Genomic DNA, 15,761 nt, shown 5'->3' with positions numbered 1-15,761 from the left:
GTTCATCGAAGGGCGGCCGTCAGAGGTTAACAGCCGCGGCAGATGCCTCGCGTACGGCGGTCGACTTTTTCGTTCTCGTCGGCGATGGCCTTGTCGACGCTCTCGGTCGTCGTTGCCGAGCCGGTGGTAACGCCTCTGCCGGTGTTGGGGCTGCCGGAGGATTGCGCGGTGCCGGCGCTGTTGGTCCCGGCCGGCGGTGACGTGGCTTGCGGCGATGTCGGGCTGGCTGACGAGGGGCTGCCGGTCCCCGCGCCGCTCCCGGTACCTTGGGCGACGGTAACCGCGGGCGCCAGCACAATCGCGATTGTCGCGAGCGCGGTGGTGACAGATAATTTGCGCATGGCAATTCTCCCTTGCGGACGTCAACGAGTCCGCAAAACGCCGGTTCCCGCAGGCGTTGGAGCAATACAGTTTGGGAGCAATGCAATTTGCGCAAGCTGATCGAGTTTGACGACGACACTTTCGACAAGTTGAAGCAGCTCGGGCGCGACCGGATGGCGACCTTGCAGGAGCTCGCCGACGAAGCTTTCGCCGACCTGCTCAAGAAGCACGGCATTCCGATCGACCTGAAGGATGCGCTGCGCAAGAGCGCAAGACTTCAGGAAACAACAAGACTTCAGGAAGCAACAAGACTTCAACAGGCAACGAGACCGCAAGACGCAGCGAAGCCTCGCCCCGCCGCACCGAACGCCGCGCGCAAGCGCGGCCGCAAGCGCTGAAGCTTCAGCCGATCTTCTTCAGTCCCGTTTTGTATTGCGGGCCCCTGATGGCGTAGGACTTCGCCGGCCGCGACAGCGCTTCGGCCTGCGCCGCGTCAAGCGTACGCACCACACGCGCGGGCGCACCGATGATCAGGGAATTTTCCGGAAACTCCTTGCCCTCGGTGATGACGGAGCCGGCACCGACCACGCTGCCGCGCCGGATCCGCGCGCCGTTCATCACGATCGATCCCATCCCGATCAGCACGCCGTCTTCCAGCGTGCAGCCGTGCACGATCGCATTGTGACCGATGGTGACGTTGTTGCCGATGCTGAGGGGAAAGCCGGGATCGACGTGCAGGGTGGAATTGTCCTGGACGTTGGAGCCCTCGCCGATCTCGATCCACTCATTGTCGCCGCGCAACACGGCGCCGAACCAGACGCTCGCGGCGGACTTGAGGCGGACCTTGCCGATCACAACGGCATTGTCGGCGATGAAGTAGCTGCCGTCGGCGGGAAGATCGGGCGCCTGCCCGTCGAGTTCGTAGATCGCCATTGAGGTCTCCCTGGAGCGTTTTCGAGCGAAGTGGACACCGGTTCGCGTGAAGAAAACGCGTCGAAACGAAAATCCAGAGCTTCGGTTTCTGATTCAATCAGAACCGAAGCTCTGATCGCAGGAGACCTTGGCACGACGGCCGACATGGTTTCAAGCAAGCGCGACCGTGATCGGCCGCGGATCATGATCGGATCAGGCCAGCACGCCCGCAGCGCGCAGCGTCATCATGAAGAAGGTGCCCGACATCAGGCTCCAGAAGCCGGAGATGACGGTTGCCATCATCACGAATTCAAAGCGACGGCGCTCGATGCGTGCCCCGCGCAGCGTGTTGCGCATGATGATGAACGGTGCGGCGAAGACGAGGAACGGGACCGCGGCGAAGGTCTTCGGCGCCACGCCCTCCTGCAGCAGGCCGAAACCGGCCGGGCGCTCCGCCATCGCCTGGTAACCGCTGGCCAGTGCGCCCGCGAGCGCGAAACCGATCAGGAGCGAGAACAGGGAATTCAAGGTATCGGGCGACATCGGAACTTCCGCTACGCAACAGGCCACCCGCCCTGCTTCGCAGAATTGGCAGCCGGCCGCCACATCATCCTTAAGGAAAGGTTAACCGGACCCGTCAGGCGCAGCGTTTGCGCATGGCCATTTGGTCCCGGATTCCATTGGAATCGTACGGAAACTCCCCGCCACGTGGCATATTCGGCAGATGATTCGGCCCCTCCCGACCTGATCTCTGCCCTGCTCATGACGCTTCTCTCGACCGCCCAGCATCTCGCCCGCGACACCCGCCGCAACCCGCGCGCGCATCTCGTTCCGATCATCGCCTCGGCGGTGATCGCGGCCGGCGCGGTTGCGCTCGTCGCCTATCTGCTGTGGCCGACCTACACGACCATCCCGCCGAGCGATCCGTCGCGGCTGCCGGTGAGCGTCGGCGGCGCGCTGTTCAACGTGCCGACCATGGCCGTGCGCATGAAGATCCAGCGCCACTCCGGGCCGCAGGAGCGCGTCGATTTGAGCTTCCTCTATCCGTCGCTGGAGGCGCCTGCCGCGCCGAAGCACTACAGCGCCGATACGGTCGAGGACAAGGTGCAGCCGATAGACAGGATCTTCGTGTCGATCGCGGCGCACCACGATTCACTCGCGCCGGACATGCGCCTGCGCACGATCTATCCGCGCTATCTCGACGAGCGCGCAAACACCGACGACGGCCTGACGGCGCGCGCGTTCCGCGACGGCACGCCCTATGGCGGCGAGGAGCTGTTCACGGCGAGCGAGCCGCAGCTGACCGCGCGCTGCACGCGCGATACCTCGACGCCCGGCATGTGCCTGAGTGAGCGGCGCATCGACGGCGCCGACCTGACCTTCCGCTTTCCGCGCAGCTGGCTTGCGCAGTGGCGCGACATCGCCACCACGATGAACCGTCTCTCCGCGCAGATGCACAGCGCGAGGGGATGACCACCTCCCCGTCACCGCGCGCCCCGGAGCATTCGATGGCGGCGCCGGTCGATCCGTATTGCCTTTGTCGGCTCGCTGGACTAAGAGTTGTGTAGGGGGAATACGGTCTCCCCTTGAGGCTTCGGTCCAAGACTGTGCAACGCTCGACTTGTCGAGGGCATGTGCACATGGGCGAAAGCAAGCCTCCAGTTCCTTCCAGCCAATTTGCCTTGCAGTCTGCATTTGCGTGGGCTTCGGAAGACGTCGATCCCTACCTCCGCATGGTCAGACGAACTCGTCGCCGGCCAACCGCAACATTGGTCCGGGTCAACTCAGCTTGGCCGCGACGACCGCGCCGATCAATCTCTGATCGCCGTCTGCTACCGGAACGGAACGAAAATCCGGGATGGAGTCCTCACTGCGCTACGCGCAAGGAGGATCGCGGGATTCGACCAACTTCCCCGTCCGGTCGAGCCTCCCGTTCAAGCGGCCGGGCTTTTCGAATGATCGACGCCTGGCAAGGTCGCATTTCACGACATCCGCACAGTGGAATTTTCGATCCGACGGGAGCCTAGAAATGCCTCATCCCCAACAACGCATGGCCATCGCCGCGGTTACGCTGCTTCTCCTGGGAGTGAATGACATGCCGAGCCACGCAATTGGATTTGAGAATACCCAGATCGGCGTTGCGCCGGCGGGCTGGACCGCCACCGTCACAGGGTCTGGCGATGCAAGATGGACGGTCGAAACCGATGCGACGGCGCCGTCGAAGTCGAAGGTGCTCAAACAATCCGGCCGAGCGACCTACCCGCTGCTGTTGAAGGACGACACCAACATCAAGGACGGCTTTGTCGAGGTCAAGTTCAAGGCTGTCGCGGGCTCGCAGGACCGCGCCGCCGGCATCGTTTGGCGAGCGAAGGACGCGAACAACTACTACGTGACCCGCGCCAATGCACTCGAGGACAATGTCGTGTTGTACAAGACAGTGAACGGCGTCCGAAGCCCGCTCGACATCGTCGGCCGAAAGGGAGGCTACGGAATCAACATCAAGGTGCCGTCCAACGACTGGCACACGCTGCGTGTCGACTTCAAAGCCTCGCACTTCATTGTATCTTTCAACGGCAAACAATTGTTCGAGGTGGAGGATTCCACATTTGGCGATGCCGGCAAGGTGGGGCTTTGGACCAAGGCCGACAGTGTGACGCTATTTGATCAAATCACCTACGGAGAAGCCAAATAGGTAAGCTGGCGTTCAGTGGGTAACCGCCCAATCAGCAAGCTCGGGGATTCGCACCCTCCCCATCAGATGGGACCATCCATCCAAGTGTGCGTCACCTCATTTTTGGGGAGCGACCGGTGGATGGAGCGAGTCTTGTTCTTTTTGTTATTGCCGCTTTTGCCGGCGGGTTCGTCAGCGGCTTTTCGGGATTTGCGATGGGGCTCGTCGTGTCGGGTGTGTGGCTGCACATCGTCACGCCGGTGCAAACCGCGGCACTGATCGCGGGTTACGGCCTGCTGACGCAGGGCTACGGCATCCTGAAATTGCGTCAGGCGTTCAACTGGCACGCGATCTGGCCGTTGTCAGTTGGCACAACGATCGGCATCCCGGCCGGTGTGGTGCTGCTCACCTATCTCAGCGCGGTCCATCTGCAATTCGGTGTCGGCGCATTGCTGGCACTCTACGCGATCTACAGCCTGACACGGCCGGCGTTCAGGCCGGTGAAGATCGGGGTCGCACCGGACATCGCGATCGGTCTCGTCAACGGATTGGTCGGCGGACTCACCGGGCTGGGTGGCGTTGTCTCGACCATCTCGTGCCAATGGCGCGGCTGGACGAAGGACGCGCAGCGCGCGGTGTTCCAGCCGGTCCTGTTCGCCGCCTTTGTGGTGATCTCGATTTCGATGGGCGTTACCGGCGCCTTCACGACGGAAACCGTCAAATTGTACGGGCTGGGTCTGCCATTCCTTCTCGCCGGCCTCTGGAGTGGCTTCACGCTGTACGGAAAGATCGATGACGAGATGTTCCGCACCGTGGTGTTGATACTATTGCTGCTCGCCGGCCTGTCGCTGATCGTGCCCGCATTGGCTTGACGCGGTACCTCACTCACGTTCTTGAAGCTGGCGACCGGTGCGGCCAGATCCGTCGATCCGCGCCGCGCACGCCAACAGGCTCCGGCGCTCACGCGACGGAGCCGGCCAGCAACGCTGCTGTTCCGCCTTACTCGGCCAGATCCTCTTCCAGGATCGCCATCTGGAACTGGAACGAGCGATCATCGTCCTCGTCGTCGACGAACAGCACGCCGATGAACTCCTCGCCGATATAGACCTCGGCCGAGTCATCCTTCTTGGGCCGCGGCACCACGCGGATCTTGGGATTGCTGAACACGCGTTTGAGATACGCGTCGAGCTTCCTGACTTCCTGAACGTCCACGGCCGTCTCCAATCGGGTCGATGATTTTCGGGGGAGTTTTAGGACGAGACGGCAAAGATCGCCAGAGCCTTTTCAGGCTTTGGCGACGTGATGTTGCGCACACGAATCTTGTTTGGTCGCGTTTTCGCCGCGATCAGAAAGCGAGTGAAATCAAAGCCCGATCGCGCCGAGCATCTGGTCCATGGTGCGAGACGGCTCGGCACAGCCGGCCTCGCCGACGATTTTCGCCGGCACGCCCGCGACCGTGACGTTGTGCGGCACGGGCTTGACCACGACCGAGCCGGCCGCGATGCGCGCGCAATGACCGATCTCGATATTGCCGAGGATCTTGGCGCCGGCACCGATCAGCACGCCGTGGCGGATCTTCGGATGGCGATCCTCGTTCTCCTTGCCGGTGCCGCCGAGCGTGACGCCATGCAGGATCGAGACATCGTCCTCGATGACCGCCGTCTCGCCGCAGACGAAACCGGTGGCATGATCGAGGAAGATGCCGCGGCCGATCCTGGCGGCCGGGTTGATGTCGGTCTGGAACACCGCCGAGGAGCGGCTCTGCAGGTAGAAGGCAAAATCCTTGCGGCCCTTCTGATAGAGCCAGTGCGCGAGACGATGGGTCTGCAGCGCGTGAAAGCCCTTGAAGTAGAGCAAGGGATCGATGAAGCGCGAGGTCGCGGGATCGCGGTCATAGACGGCGACGAGATCGGCGCGGAACGCGTTGCCGATATCGGGCTCGTCGCGCAGTGCCTCGCCGTAGGTCTGGCGGATCAAATCGCCCGACAGCGCGGCGTGATCGAGCCGCTCGGCAATGCGATGGACCACCGAATCTTCCAGCCGCTCATGATGCAGCACGGTCGCATAGATAAAGGATGCGAGCTCCGGCTCGCGCCGCAGGATGTCCTCCGCCTCGCCGCGGATTCGATCCCAGATCGGATCGAGCGCCGCGAGCTTGCTCCCCTGCGGATTGACCTGATGAACTGCCATAGCTGCTCTCGCAATTCGGTTGTTCTGATGTGCGTTATAGCACGATGGACCCAGCGCGTCCCGGGATGGCTCAGTACGGTAAACCCCAGCCGAACACCCCCGGGCCGGCGTCTAGGGGAATTGGTCGGGATTTTGCCGAAATCAAGCCGTGCTTCTGCAACTATTGGCGGATTTCGTCCCCAGTGTGGTTTTGGGCATGGTCGGCCCCAATAATAGGGGGAAACATCATCAATACCCAGAGTTTAGGTGCCCGCCTGACCGATGCGCGGTCGGTCTGGATCGCGACCATTGCCATCCCCCTCCTCCTGCTCGCCCCTGCCTTCTGGAACGGCTATCCACTGCTCCAATGGGATACCGGCGGCTATCTGGCGCGCTGGTATGAGGGCTACCTGGTGCCGAGCCGGTCCACGGTATTCGGCATCTACCTCCATGTCGGCGAGACATCGGATTTCTGGCTCAACCTCGGCATCCAGACCCTGGCGACGCTATGGATCCTGCAGCTGACGCTGCGCGTGCTCGGCCTCGCCCGGCCGGTCCGGCTGATCGCGATCAGCCTCGCGCTGATCGCAACCACCGCTTTGCCCTGGCTGGACAGCATGCTGCTGACCGACATCTTCGCCGGCCTTTCGGTGCTCGCGCTCTTCATCCTGATCCTGCACGGCGAACGGATCTCGACGCTGGAGAAGGCGGTGCTGTTCGCCTTCATCGCGTTTTCCGCCGCAACGCACAGCGCGACGCTGGCGGTGCTGCTCGGCCTGTGCTGCGTCGGCTGGATGCTGCGTCCGTGGCTCGGGCGGCGCATCCCGGTCGCGGGCCTCGTGCAAGGCAGCCTGACCACCGTCGCCGGCGCGGCGATGCTGCTGGCGGCGAACTTTGCGCTGTCCGGACAGCTGGCCTGGACGCCCGGCGGCTATGGCGTCGCCTTCGGCCGCATGCTGCAGGATGGCATCGTCGCGCAATATCTGCGCGATCATTGCGCGACGGAGAAGCTGAAGCTCTGCCCCTATCGCGACGAGTTGCCGCCGACCGCCGACGACTTCCTGTGGGGCCACAGCATGTTCAACACGCTCGGCCGCTTCAAGGGACTGAATGACGAGATGGGCTACATCGTGCTGCGCTCGCTGGCCAAATATCCGGAATGGCAGGCCAAGGCGGCGCTGACGGCAACCGCAGACCAGCTCATGCATGTCGCGACCGGAGAAGGCACCAATGGCTGGATCCCGCATACCTACGGCATCATCGAGCGCTACATTCCCAAACAGGTCGCGCCGATGCGCGCGGCGCGGCAGCAACGCTGGCACCTCGACTTCACCGCGATCAACCGCATCCACGTGCCGGTCGCGCTGGGCTCGATGCTCCTGGTCGTGATCCTGTTCGGCCGCGGCCTGTGGCAGCGGCGGCTCGACGATCTGACGCTGCTGGCGGGCACCGTCACGCTCGCCTTGCTCGGCAATGCCTTTGTCTGTGGCGTGATCTCGGGACCGCACGACCGCTACGGCGCGCGCATGGTGTGGGTCGCGACCTTCGTGGTGCTGATCGCGGCCGCGCGCGCCTTCGCCAGGGATGAAGCCGACGATCTATTTTCGCCGCGACAGGAAGTCGATGACCCCGGTCTTGTAGACCTTGTCGCCGACCGCCCGCATGTGATCGCGGTTCGGAATGTCGAGCACCTCCGACCCCGGAATGATCCGGCCGAGCGCTGACGCCGAGCCCGCGATCTCGTCCTTGCTGCCGACCGCGATCAAGAGCGGCACGCGGATGCCGGCCGCCTCCTCGCGCGTCATCAGGCGGCGCGAACCGCGCAGGCAGGCGGCGAGCGCGCGGCGGTCGGAGCGGGTCTGGTCGGCAAAGGCGCGGAAGGTACGGCCGACCGGGTCGGTGACGTCGTCGAGCGACGGCGCCTCCAGCGCCAGCGCGACCGCCTCGCCGGGGCCGCCGCCCTCGATCAGTCCGATGCCGATCCCGCCAAGGATCGCGGAGCGCACCCGATCGGGATTCTCTCGCGCCAGGATCGCCGCCATCCGCGAGCCCAGCGAATAGCCCATGATGTCGGCGCGCGTGATTCCGAGATGGTCCATCAGCGCGATCACGTCGCTGGCCATGGTCGCGATCTCGTACTGCGCCGCATCGTAGAGCTTGGCGGATTCGCCGTGGCCGCGATTGTCGAGCGCGATCACGCGACGGCCGGCCTTGACCAGATCCGACACCCAGGTCGGGTAGATCCAGTTGACGTTCTTGCTCGAGGCAAAGCCGTGCACCAGCACGATCGGTTCGCCCGCGCCTTCGTCGATATAGGCAATTTCAACATCGCCGTGATGGAAACTCGGCATCATCCATTCCGTTTCTTCTTGGGATTTGCGATTGGCGATCGACAGGCGACCGCAAGCCTAACCCTGGGCGGGCATACTCGCCAAGGTAGCCTGCGCGGCCATCTGCCGCTTCAGGCGCAGCGCCTTGCTTCGTCTGAGCCACCAGGCGGTGGCCCGTTCGGTGGTGGCCTTGATCGACGACAGGAAGCCGAACAGCGCCAGCAGCGCGCCGAACAGCCACATGGTGAGATTGAATGCGCCGGCCGCCAGCAACAGCGCGCCGCGGCCGAGCAGCTTCAGGATCGCGCGGGTCTGGCCGCCCTTCACCTCGGCGATCCGCGCCGCCCGCGCGATCTCCTTCGGGTTCTCGGCGACCTTCAGCGTATCCCGCGCGGCGCGAACCCCGGCCGCCTCGCCGATGCGCCCGACGTCCTTGGCGACGCGCACCAGCGCGCCCGCCTTCTCGGCGCGGAAGGCCGCGCGGATCGCGGTTGCGGTTTGCACCGGCCGCAGCACCGAGCCGGATGCGACCGCCTCGCGCAGCGCCGGCTGGTCGACGACCTCGCGGGTCGAACGCCCGGCCCATTCGATCATCCCCTCGCTCAGCCGTCCGGCCTTGCGCGTATCCTTGACCAGCGTCAGCCCGGCGCGCAGCGGCCCGGCGCCGCCGACCGACACATAGGTGGCCGCGGTCACGGCGAGCCCGGCGGCCGCGAGGCCGAGCACCAGTTGGTCGGTGTCTTCGCCCATCACGAGGTGCTTGCCCTCGCGCACGACGTCCCTGACATCGCCGAACACGAACAGGTCGCCGGCGACCGTGCCGGACAGGCTTGCGACATCGTCGGCATTGCCGGTCACGAGGCCGGTGGCGAAGCCTTTGGCGAAATGCATGGTGGATGATTGCTCGGCGCGCGCGTCATCGACGCGCTTGGTGAGATCATCACCAAGTGCGATGTTCTTCTCGCCGGCGAGTTCGACAAAGCTGGCCGCAAGGTCGGCATCGCTGGAGGCCAGCGCCGCCTCGATATTGTCGGAGATCAACGCCGGGTTGTTGCGCAGCACGGAATTGAGCCTGATGTCGGCGAGCGCAGCGGGATCGTCCCGCGCCGCCAGCACGGTGCCGGCGTCACGGGCGTGCGGCCAAATAGCCGCGCCCACGGCGGCACTTGCTGCCACGCCGACCACCGCCAAGCTGACGCGCACCCGATTCATCCCGCTAAAACCTCTAGTTTTATTCGCCTTGGAGATAGTGTGCCGTTTTTGCGACACAACGGCTCCGACCAAAGGAGGGCTTCTCTGGGACGACAAGATTGTGTCGAATTTGCATGAGCAAATGAGCCATCGGGGCTCTAGGAATCAACTGTTCCCGTCAGTATGGTGCGCGGCATTTCGCGATGCCGCATGCCGTTGATTGCGTCTGCCCATCGTTGCCATCAAGGTGAGAATATGTCCGACCACGTCGTCCCGCACTTCCATAACGATGCCGGTGTCTCGGTGATCGAAATCGGATCGCAGGAGTTCATGTGCGTCGGCGCCAACCCGCCGTTCGACCACCCGCACGTGTTCCTCGACCTCGGCAATGACAGCGAGATTATCTGCCCGTACTGCTCGACGCTTTATCGCTTCGCGGCCGACCTCGCGGCCGGCGAAGCGCGGCCGCCGGAATGCGTGCTGAGAGACAAGGTCGCCTGACCGCTCCGTGGCGCTGACGCGAACCGTCATCGTTGCAGGCGCCGGGATCGGAGGACTGACGGCGTCGCTGACACTGGCGGCACAGGGCTTTCGCGTCGTCGTGCTGGAGAAGGCCGAACGGCTCGAGGAAGCCGGCGCCGGCATCCAGCTCTCTCCCAATGCCAGCCGCATCCTGGTCGAGCTCGGGCTCAAGGAACCGCTTGCGCGGCGCGCGGTCACGCCTGAATCCGTCAACATCCTGAGCGCGCGGGCCGGTGGCGAAATCGCACGGATGCCGCTTGGCCAAGCCGCCGAGTTCCGCGCCGGCGCACCCTATTGGGTGATCCACCGCGCCGACCTGCAGGCCGCGCTGCAGGCGGCCGTCAACGACCATCCCGATATCGATCTGCGGCTCGGCTGCCAGTTCGAGGATGTGACCAAGCATGCGAGAGGCCTCACCGTCGTCCAACGCCGCGGCAATTCACGGCAGGAGGAATTGGCCGTCGCGCTGATCGGCGCCGACGGCATCTGGTCGTCGGTGCGCGGGCATTTGTTTCCGGATGTACGGCCGCAATTCTCCGGCCTGATCGCCTGGCGCGGCACGCTGGACGCCACCGCCCTGCCGCGTGAATACGCCGCACCGCGCGTGCAGCTCTGGATGGGACCGGACGCGCATCTCGTCGCCTATCCCATCTCGGCGGGACGCCAGATCAACGTGGTCGCGATCGTATCGGGCACCTGGAACCGGCCAGGCTGGAGCGAGCCCGGCGACATCAACGAGATCAAGGCTGCATTCGCCACCGCGCGCTGGCCGGCGACGGCGCGGATGCTGATCGGCGCGGTCGACGGCTGGCGCAAATGGGCGCTGTTCACCCTGCCCGACATCGGCCGCTGGAGCGAAGGCGCGGTGACGCTGCTCGGCGATGCCGCGCATGCGATGCTGCCGTTTGCCGCACAAGGCGCCGGCATGGCGATCGAGGACGCGGCCGTGCTCGCCAAGGCCTTGAGCGACAGCACCGGGGAAAACACCGCAGACATTCCCGCCGCGCTGAAGCGCTACGCACGGATGCGGCGCGGGCGCGTGCTGCAAGTGCAGCGCCTGGCGCGACAGCAGGGCCGCATCTATCATTTGGGCGGGCCGGCGGCGATCGCGCGCGATCTGGCGATCCGCGCCATCGGTCCGGAGCGCATGCTGGCGCGGCAGGACTGGATCTACGATTGGCGCGCCTGAGCTCGGCCAGTCACAACCGGCTCGTCCGGAAACGCCGGCCTAGTGGACGAGGCCCCGCGGTGCGCGCGGGCCCTTCGCCGCCGGCGTCGGAGCAGCGGGTGCCGCGACCGCAGGCGTGTCCGGCGGGCTTTCGTGGCACTTGCCTTTGCGCCAGGCCTCATCCGCCAGCTTCTGCTGGGAATGGATCGAGATCAGCTCGTTGCGATAGACCATCTCGGAGACGACAGTACCGCCGACGCCGGTCTCCGCCTTGGCCATCAATTTTTCCTGATCCGCCGCGCGGGTCTTGAGATTGCTGCGCTCGTTCTCGAGCTGCTTGCAATCATAGAGCTCATATTTGGCGGGATCGGCGAATGCCGACGGCACGGTGTCGCCGATCTGCGCGCAGCCGGACACGCCCGCGGCCGAGGCGAGCAGCGCAATGACGGCCGCCGCGCGCGACAACTTCAGGCGGCGTGGGAAACGAACAGACATTCAGCTTTCTTAACCGGACAGTGTTGAGATTGCCTAAAGCAGCCACCGGTGTCCGGATTGAGGCTCAATCGGGGCGGCGCGCTGCTTATCCCAATGCTCGGCCGCCGAGGCAAATGGAATTGCGGGCGGCCGCTTAAGCCTTTGAAAGCTCACCTGTTAGCACCGGATAATGACAATTCCACTCCGCGCCCAAACGCGCTAGAAATCGGCGCGCCTGGCGCAACGCGGACGTGGCGGAACTGGTAGACGCAAGGGACTTAAAATCCCTCGATGGCAACGTCGTGTGGGTTCGAGTCCCACCGCCCGCACCAGCCTTCGCATGCCGTGCACGGACCCACCAGGCGGGCCAGCATCGCGATGCTCGCCGCCTCGTGTTTTCCGGCTGTGGCGTGGTTCACACGCCGCGATCGCTGACCATCGTAGTCTTCCCGCATTGGAAATTCCGGCCGCTCATTTCGCGGCCGTCGCATTGTCAAATCAATTTGGTCGGAGATCGGCGATGGAGATTGCAAACTGCAATCGGATTGCAAACTGCAATCGGATTGCGAAGAGCAATCGGATTGCGACCGGTATCGGACCGACGCAGCTCACGAGCCTGTCGAGCCCGAGCAGCATGAGACCAGACCACGGCGATTAGCGGTCGCCGGTTCGGAACTCATGCACTGGGTATTCGTTGTCATGCCGCAATTGGAGCATGACGATGCCGAACGACGATCCATCCGCACAGCGCGCAACCGACAAATGCGATCAGCGCAAGGAGCGCCCCTCCCCGCCGCGCAGCGCGCCACCAGGCGGGCCACCGCTTAGCGACGGATTGGAGCAGCTTCGCGACAGCCACACCTGACAAGCGATAGCGCGAAAAGAAAATGGCCGGGACAAGTCCCGGCCATTTGTTTTGCGTCAAGCCGTCAAGCCGCAAGCTTACTCGGACTTGTCGATATTCCAGAAGATCGGCGTCGCCGGGCCGTCGAGCACGCCGGTGAGCGACTTCCGCCAGGCGCTCGGAATGGTGTACTGGCCGAGCGGAACGTAGATCACCTGATCGTAGGCCTCGGTCTGGATTTCGGTGGCGATCTTCTTCTTTTCCTCAGCCGAGCCAGCGCGCGCGAACTTGTCACGCAGCTCCTCGATCTTCGGGTCTTCGGCCCAACCGAACCAGCCGCCATTCTTGCCGCGACCGGTGATCGACGCGTTAACGATCGGGTCGGAGACGTCGGCCGCGACCCAGTTGGTGAAGAACATGTTCCAGCCGCCCTCCTTCGGCGGCTTCTGGCTGGCGCGGCGGGTCACCACGGTCTGCCAGTCGGTGGCCTGCAGGTCGACCTTGAAGCCGGCCTCGCGCAACTGCTGCGCAGCCACGACCGGCTGGGCCTTCAACGTCGTGACGTCGCCCGGCGCCATGATCACCACGGGGGTGCCGTCGTAGCCGGACGCGGCGAGCGCCTTCTTGGCTTCCGCCAGGCCGTTGCCCTTCACCAGCGTTTCGGCCCCGACGTCGGTCTCGAGCGGCGTGCCGCAGACGAAGAAGGCGCCGCAGATCTTCTGGTACTTGGCGTTGCCGACCAGCGCGTCGAGCACGTCCTTCTGGTTCATCGCCAGGAACGCAGCCCGGCGCACCTTCGGATTGTCGAACGGCGGATAGAGGAAGTTCATGCGTCCGAGGGTCTGGAAGCCGAACTTGTTCAGGACGTCGATCTTGAGATCCGGATTGGCTTCGAGCACCGGCAGCATGTCGAACGGAAGGTTCTCCATGAAATCGATATCGCCGGACTGCAACGCGTTCACCGCGGTCTGCGCATCGGCCATCGTGACCCACTCGACGCGGTCGACCTTGACGACCTTGCCGCCCGCGGTCCAGCTCGCCGGCTCCTTGCGCGGCACGTAGTCCTTGTTCTTCTCATAGACCGCCTTCACGCCCGGCTGGAATTCCGCCTGCACGAATTTGAACGGTCCGGAGCCGATCTGTTCCGGGATCGGCTTGTCCGGCGGCGTCTCGGCAAGACGCTTCGGCATCATGAACGGCACGCGCGACGACGGCTTGCCGATCGATTCCAGCACGAGGCCGTAGGGTTCCTTCAGCTTCAGCGTGATGGTCTTGGCGTCGGTCGCCTCCAGGCTCGCGACGAAGTCCATCAGCTTCTGGCCCATGCCGTCGACCTTGCCCCAACGCTGCAGCGAGGCGACGCAGTCTTCCGCGGTGACCGGCGCGCCGTCGTGCCACTTCAGGCCGTCGCGCAGCGTGAACGTATAGGTCAGCTTGTCGTCGGAAACCTTCCAGTCCGCCATCTGCGGCTGGATCTTGAAATTGGAATCCGTCGCCAGCAGCGTGTCATAGATCATGTAACCATGATCGCGGGTGATGTAGGCCGTGGTCATGATCGGATCGATGACGCGCAGATCCGAATGCATCACCGCGGTGATGGTCTTGCCCGCGGCCATCGCCTGCGGTGCGAATGACAATTCCTGCGGCGCGAACGACAGCGCGAGCGCCGTCAACGCGGCCGCTAGCGTGCGGTGTTTCCAACGCGAGATAGGGAACATGCAATCTCTCCTGACGTGTAACTGGTCAAAGCCGGCTTATTCGTTATGCACGCGGTTCGTTATTTAGGCGAACTAACATGCTGTATGGCTTGTGAAATCGAGACTTGCACCAAGCGCCAAGCGCGTCAATCGGTTTCAGGCCGCATCGGACGTACACAAACGAATGAGCCCGCACGCCAGATTTTGGCTTTACAAAATCGTCGGCTGAGATTTTCGTAACGCGCGCGCGATGCCGGCGCCGTCAGAACAACAAGAGAGAAAAACGATGAACCCAGCCAATCTCCCCTTTGATTCCGAAACGATGCTGCAGGGCCTGCGCAGCTGGGTGGAGTGCGAAAGCCCGACCTGGGACGCCGCCGCGGTCGAGCGCATGCTCGATCTCGCCGCCCGCGAGATGGCGATCATGGGTGCGACGATCGAGCGCATCGCCGGACGCCAGGGCTTTGCGGGCTGCGTCCGCGCCCGTTTCCCCCATCCGAAACAAGGCCAGCCCGGCATCCTGATCGCCGGCCATCTGGACACCGTGCACCCGGTCGGCACCATCGAGAAGCTGAAGTGGCGGCGCGAAGGCAACAAGTGCTTCGGGCCGGGCATCTTCGACATGAAGGGCGGCAACTACCTGTCGATCGAGGCGATCAGGCAATTGGCGCGCGCCTCCTTCACGACTCCGCTGCCGATCACCGTGCTGTTCACCCCCGACGAAGAGGTCGGCACGCCGTCGACGCGCGACATCATCGAGGCGGAAGCCGCGCGCAACAAATACGTGCTGGTGCCGGAGCCCGGCCGTCCGAACAACGGCGTCGTCACCGGCCGTTACGCGATCGCGCGCTTCAATCTGGAAGCCACCGGCAAGCCCAGCCATGCCGGCGCGACGCTGTCTTCCGGGCGTTCCGCGATCCGCGAGATGGCGCGGCAGATCATCGCCATCGACGGCATGACCACCGAGGACTGCACCTTCTCGGTCGGCATCGTGCATGGCGGCCAGTGGGTCAATTGCGTCGCGACGACCTGCACCGGCGAAGCCCTCAGCATGGCCAAGCGCCAGGCCGATCTCGACCGTGGCGTCGAGCGCATGCTAGCACTGTCGGGCACCGCCAACGACGTGACCTTCAAGGTGACGCGCGGCGTCACCCGCCCGGTGTGGGAGCCCGATGCGGGCACCATGGCGCTGTATGAAAAAGCAAAAGGCCTTGCGGCGGCGATGGGTCTCGATCTGCCGCACGGCAGCGCCGGCGGCGGCTCGGACGGCAATTTCACCGGCGCGATGGGCATCCCCACGCTCGACGGCCTCGGTGTTCGCGGCGCCGATGCGCATACGCTCAACGAGCATATCGAGGTCGACAGCCTCGCCGAGCGTGGTCGCCTGATGGCGGCATTGTTGGCGACGCTGGACTGACATCGATTGCACTGCACAACACGTTGGCACTGCCGGACCGAAATT

16 protein-coding genes, 1 tRNA gene and 1 pseudogene are annotated in these 15,761 nt (G+C 64.3%); 9 read left to right on the top strand and 9 right to left on the bottom strand.

Translation table 11 applies throughout. From position 1 onward, the window contains the following. Positions 1-26: 26 nt before the first annotated feature. Positions 27-341, bottom strand: coding sequence for a hypothetical protein (locus IF803_RS05135; protein ID WP_461191479.1), 315 nt, complete (start codon positions 339-341; stop codon positions 27-29). 87 nt (positions 342-428) lie between these two features. Between IF803_RS05135 and IF803_RS05130 the strand changes: the two genes are divergently transcribed. After that, positions 429-719 (top strand): hypothetical protein, encoded by a 291-nt coding sequence (locus tag IF803_RS05130; RefSeq protein ID WP_461191478.1) that lies wholly within the window; start codon positions 429-431, stop codon positions 717-719. A 4-nt stretch (positions 720-723) separates the two neighbouring features. On the opposite strand, the gene IF803_RS05125 is transcribed toward IF803_RS05130, so the two are convergent. Together IF803_RS05125 and IF803_RS05120 are read right to left on the bottom strand one after the other, a co-directional pair. Further along, the gene (locus tag IF803_RS05125) at positions 724-1,254 is read right to left on the bottom strand and encodes a gamma carbonic anhydrase family protein (protein WP_028342934.1); all 531 of its coding nucleotides are present in this window, start codon (positions 1,252-1,254) and stop codon (positions 724-726) included. 192 nt (positions 1,255-1,446) lie between these two features. Continuing rightward, the gene (locus IF803_RS05120) at positions 1,447-1,776 is read right to left on the bottom strand and encodes a DUF6949 family protein (RefSeq protein ID WP_028342933.1); all 330 of its coding nucleotides are present in this window, start codon (positions 1,774-1,776) and stop codon (positions 1,447-1,449) included. 219 nt (positions 1,777-1,995) lie between these two features. Here IF803_RS05120 and IF803_RS05115 point away from each other — a divergent pair, with 219 nt between their 5' ends. From IF803_RS05115 to IF803_RS05105, 3 genes are all read left to right on the top strand, one after another. Then, positions 1,996-2,706, top strand: coding sequence for a hypothetical protein (locus IF803_RS05115; protein ID WP_461191477.1), 711 nt, complete (start codon positions 1,996-1,998; stop codon positions 2,704-2,706). A gap of 577 nt (positions 2,707-3,283) precedes the next feature. Continuing rightward, the gene (locus tag IF803_RS05110) at positions 3,284-3,925 is read left to right on the top strand and encodes a family 16 glycoside hydrolase (RefSeq protein WP_461191476.1); all 642 of its coding nucleotides are present in this window, start codon (positions 3,284-3,286) and stop codon (positions 3,923-3,925) included. Between the two features lie 116 nt (positions 3,926-4,041). Continuing rightward, positions 4,042-4,776: a sulfite exporter TauE/SafE family protein gene (locus IF803_RS05105; RefSeq protein ID WP_461191475.1), complete on the top strand. Its 735-nt coding sequence runs from the start codon at positions 4,042-4,044 to the stop codon at positions 4,774-4,776. Between the two features lie 127 nt (positions 4,777-4,903). Here the strand turns inward: IF803_RS05105 and IF803_RS05100 are convergent, their stop codons facing one another. Continuing rightward, on the bottom strand, positions 4,904-5,116 hold the full coding sequence (locus IF803_RS05100) for a DUF3126 family protein (RefSeq protein WP_021077729.1): 213 nt from the start codon (positions 5,114-5,116) through the stop codon (positions 4,904-4,906). 150 nt (positions 5,117-5,266) lie between these two features. Continuing rightward, positions 5,267-6,094: a serine O-acetyltransferase gene (cysE, locus tag IF803_RS05095; protein ID WP_028342930.1), complete on the bottom strand. Its 828-nt coding sequence runs from the start codon at positions 6,092-6,094 to the stop codon at positions 5,267-5,269. A gap of 182 nt (positions 6,095-6,276) precedes the next feature. Here cysE and IF803_RS05090 point away from each other — a divergent pair. Continuing rightward, positions 6,277-7,668, top strand: a pseudogene (locus IF803_RS05090) (hypothetical protein); the annotation flags it as partial. Between the two features lie 3 nt (positions 7,669-7,671). On the opposite strand, the gene IF803_RS05085 reads toward IF803_RS05090, so the two are convergent. Beyond that, positions 7,672-8,424, bottom strand: a complete 753-nt coding sequence (locus tag IF803_RS05085) for an alpha/beta fold hydrolase (protein ID WP_461191536.1) — start codon at positions 8,422-8,424, stop codon at positions 7,672-7,674. Between the two features lie 57 nt (positions 8,425-8,481). Beyond that, entirely contained in the window at positions 8,482-9,615 is a 1,134-nt protein-coding gene (locus IF803_RS05080) for a hypothetical protein (RefSeq protein WP_461191474.1), read from the bottom strand. 234 nt (positions 9,616-9,849) lie between these two features. On the opposite strand from IF803_RS05080, the gene IF803_RS05075 reads away from it, so the two are divergent. Both IF803_RS05075 and IF803_RS05070 read left to right on the top strand, forming a co-directional pair. Further along, a complete protein-coding gene (locus IF803_RS05075) occupies positions 9,850-10,095 on the top strand; it encodes a zinc-finger domain-containing protein (RefSeq protein WP_461191473.1) in 246 nt (81 codons plus the stop codon). 7 nt (positions 10,096-10,102) lie between these two features. Further along, positions 10,103-11,305, top strand: coding sequence for an FAD-dependent monooxygenase (locus tag IF803_RS05070; RefSeq protein ID WP_461191472.1), 1,203 nt, complete (start codon positions 10,103-10,105; stop codon positions 11,303-11,305). A 39-nt stretch (positions 11,306-11,344) separates the two neighbouring features. On the opposite strand, the gene IF803_RS05065 is transcribed toward IF803_RS05070, so the two are convergent. Further along, complete coding sequence (locus IF803_RS05065; protein ID WP_461191471.1) at positions 11,345-11,779, bottom strand: twin-arginine translocation pathway signal; 435 nt, start codon at positions 11,777-11,779, stop codon at positions 11,345-11,347. A 224-nt stretch (positions 11,780-12,003) separates the two neighbouring features. Here IF803_RS05065 and IF803_RS05060 point away from each other — a divergent pair. After that, positions 12,004-12,090: transfer RNA gene (locus IF803_RS05060), tRNA-Leu, on the top strand. 610 nt (positions 12,091-12,700) lie between these two features. Here IF803_RS05060 and IF803_RS05055 read toward each other — a convergent pair. Then, a complete protein-coding gene (locus tag IF803_RS05055; protein WP_028336108.1) occupies positions 12,701-14,320 on the bottom strand; it encodes an ABC transporter substrate-binding protein in 1,620 nt (539 codons plus the stop codon). A 265-nt stretch (positions 14,321-14,585) separates the two neighbouring features. Here IF803_RS05055 and IF803_RS05050 point away from each other — a divergent pair, with 265 nt between their 5' ends. Next, entirely contained in the window at positions 14,586-15,716 is a 1,131-nt protein-coding gene (locus IF803_RS05050; protein ID WP_026192961.1) for a M20/M25/M40 family metallo-hydrolase, read from the top strand. The last annotated feature ends 45 nt before the right edge of the window (positions 15,717-15,761 follow it).

The sequence above is a fragment of the Bradyrhizobium sp. UFLA06-06 genome (assembly GCF_054820065.1).
Note: the sequence above shows the minus strand (reverse complement) of the source record. Positions and strands in the feature narration are given on the sequence as shown.

What these genes read in the sequence shown, in the direction of transcription:
- IF803_RS05120 (WP_028342933.1), bottom strand. Translation starts at nt 1,776, where the DNA reads ATGTCGCCCGATACCTTGAATTCCCTGTTCTCGCTCCTGATCGGTTTC.
- IF803_RS05075 (WP_461191473.1), top strand. Translation starts at nt 9,850, where the DNA reads ATGTCCGACCACGTCGTCCCGCACTTCCATAACGATGCCGGTGTCTCG.
- IF803_RS05050 (WP_026192961.1), top strand. Translation starts at nt 14,586, where the DNA reads ATGAACCCAGCCAATCTCCCCTTTGATTCCGAAACGATGCTGCAGGGC.
- IF803_RS05055 (WP_028336108.1), bottom strand. Translation starts at nt 14,320, where the DNA reads ATGTTCCCTATCTCGCGTTGGAAACACCGCACGCTAGCGGCCGCGTTG.
- cysE (WP_028342930.1), bottom strand. Translation starts at nt 6,094, where the DNA reads ATGGCAGTTCATCAGGTCAATCCGCAGGGGAGCAAGCTCGCGGCGCTC.
- IF803_RS05065 (WP_461191471.1), bottom strand. Translation starts at nt 11,779, where the DNA reads ATGTCTGTTCGTTTCCCACGCCGCCTGAAGTTGTCGCGCGCGGCGGCC.
- IF803_RS05085 (WP_461191536.1), bottom strand. Translation starts at nt 8,424, where the DNA reads ATGCCGAGTTTCCATCACGGCGATGTTGAAATTGCCTATATCGACGAA.
- IF803_RS05135 (WP_461191479.1), bottom strand. Translation starts at nt 341, where the DNA reads ATGCGCAAATTATCTGTCACCACCGCGCTCGCGACAATCGCGATTGTG.
- IF803_RS05110 (WP_461191476.1), top strand. Translation starts at nt 3,284, where the DNA reads ATGGCCATCGCCGCGGTTACGCTGCTTCTCCTGGGAGTGAATGACATG.
- IF803_RS05115 (WP_461191477.1), top strand. Translation starts at nt 1,996, where the DNA reads ATGACGCTTCTCTCGACCGCCCAGCATCTCGCCCGCGACACCCGCCGC.
- IF803_RS05125 (WP_028342934.1), bottom strand. Translation starts at nt 1,254, where the DNA reads ATGGCGATCTACGAACTCGACGGGCAGGCGCCCGATCTTCCCGCCGAC.
- IF803_RS05080 (WP_461191474.1), bottom strand. Translation starts at nt 9,615, where the DNA reads ATGAATCGGGTGCGCGTCAGCTTGGCGGTGGTCGGCGTGGCAGCAAGT.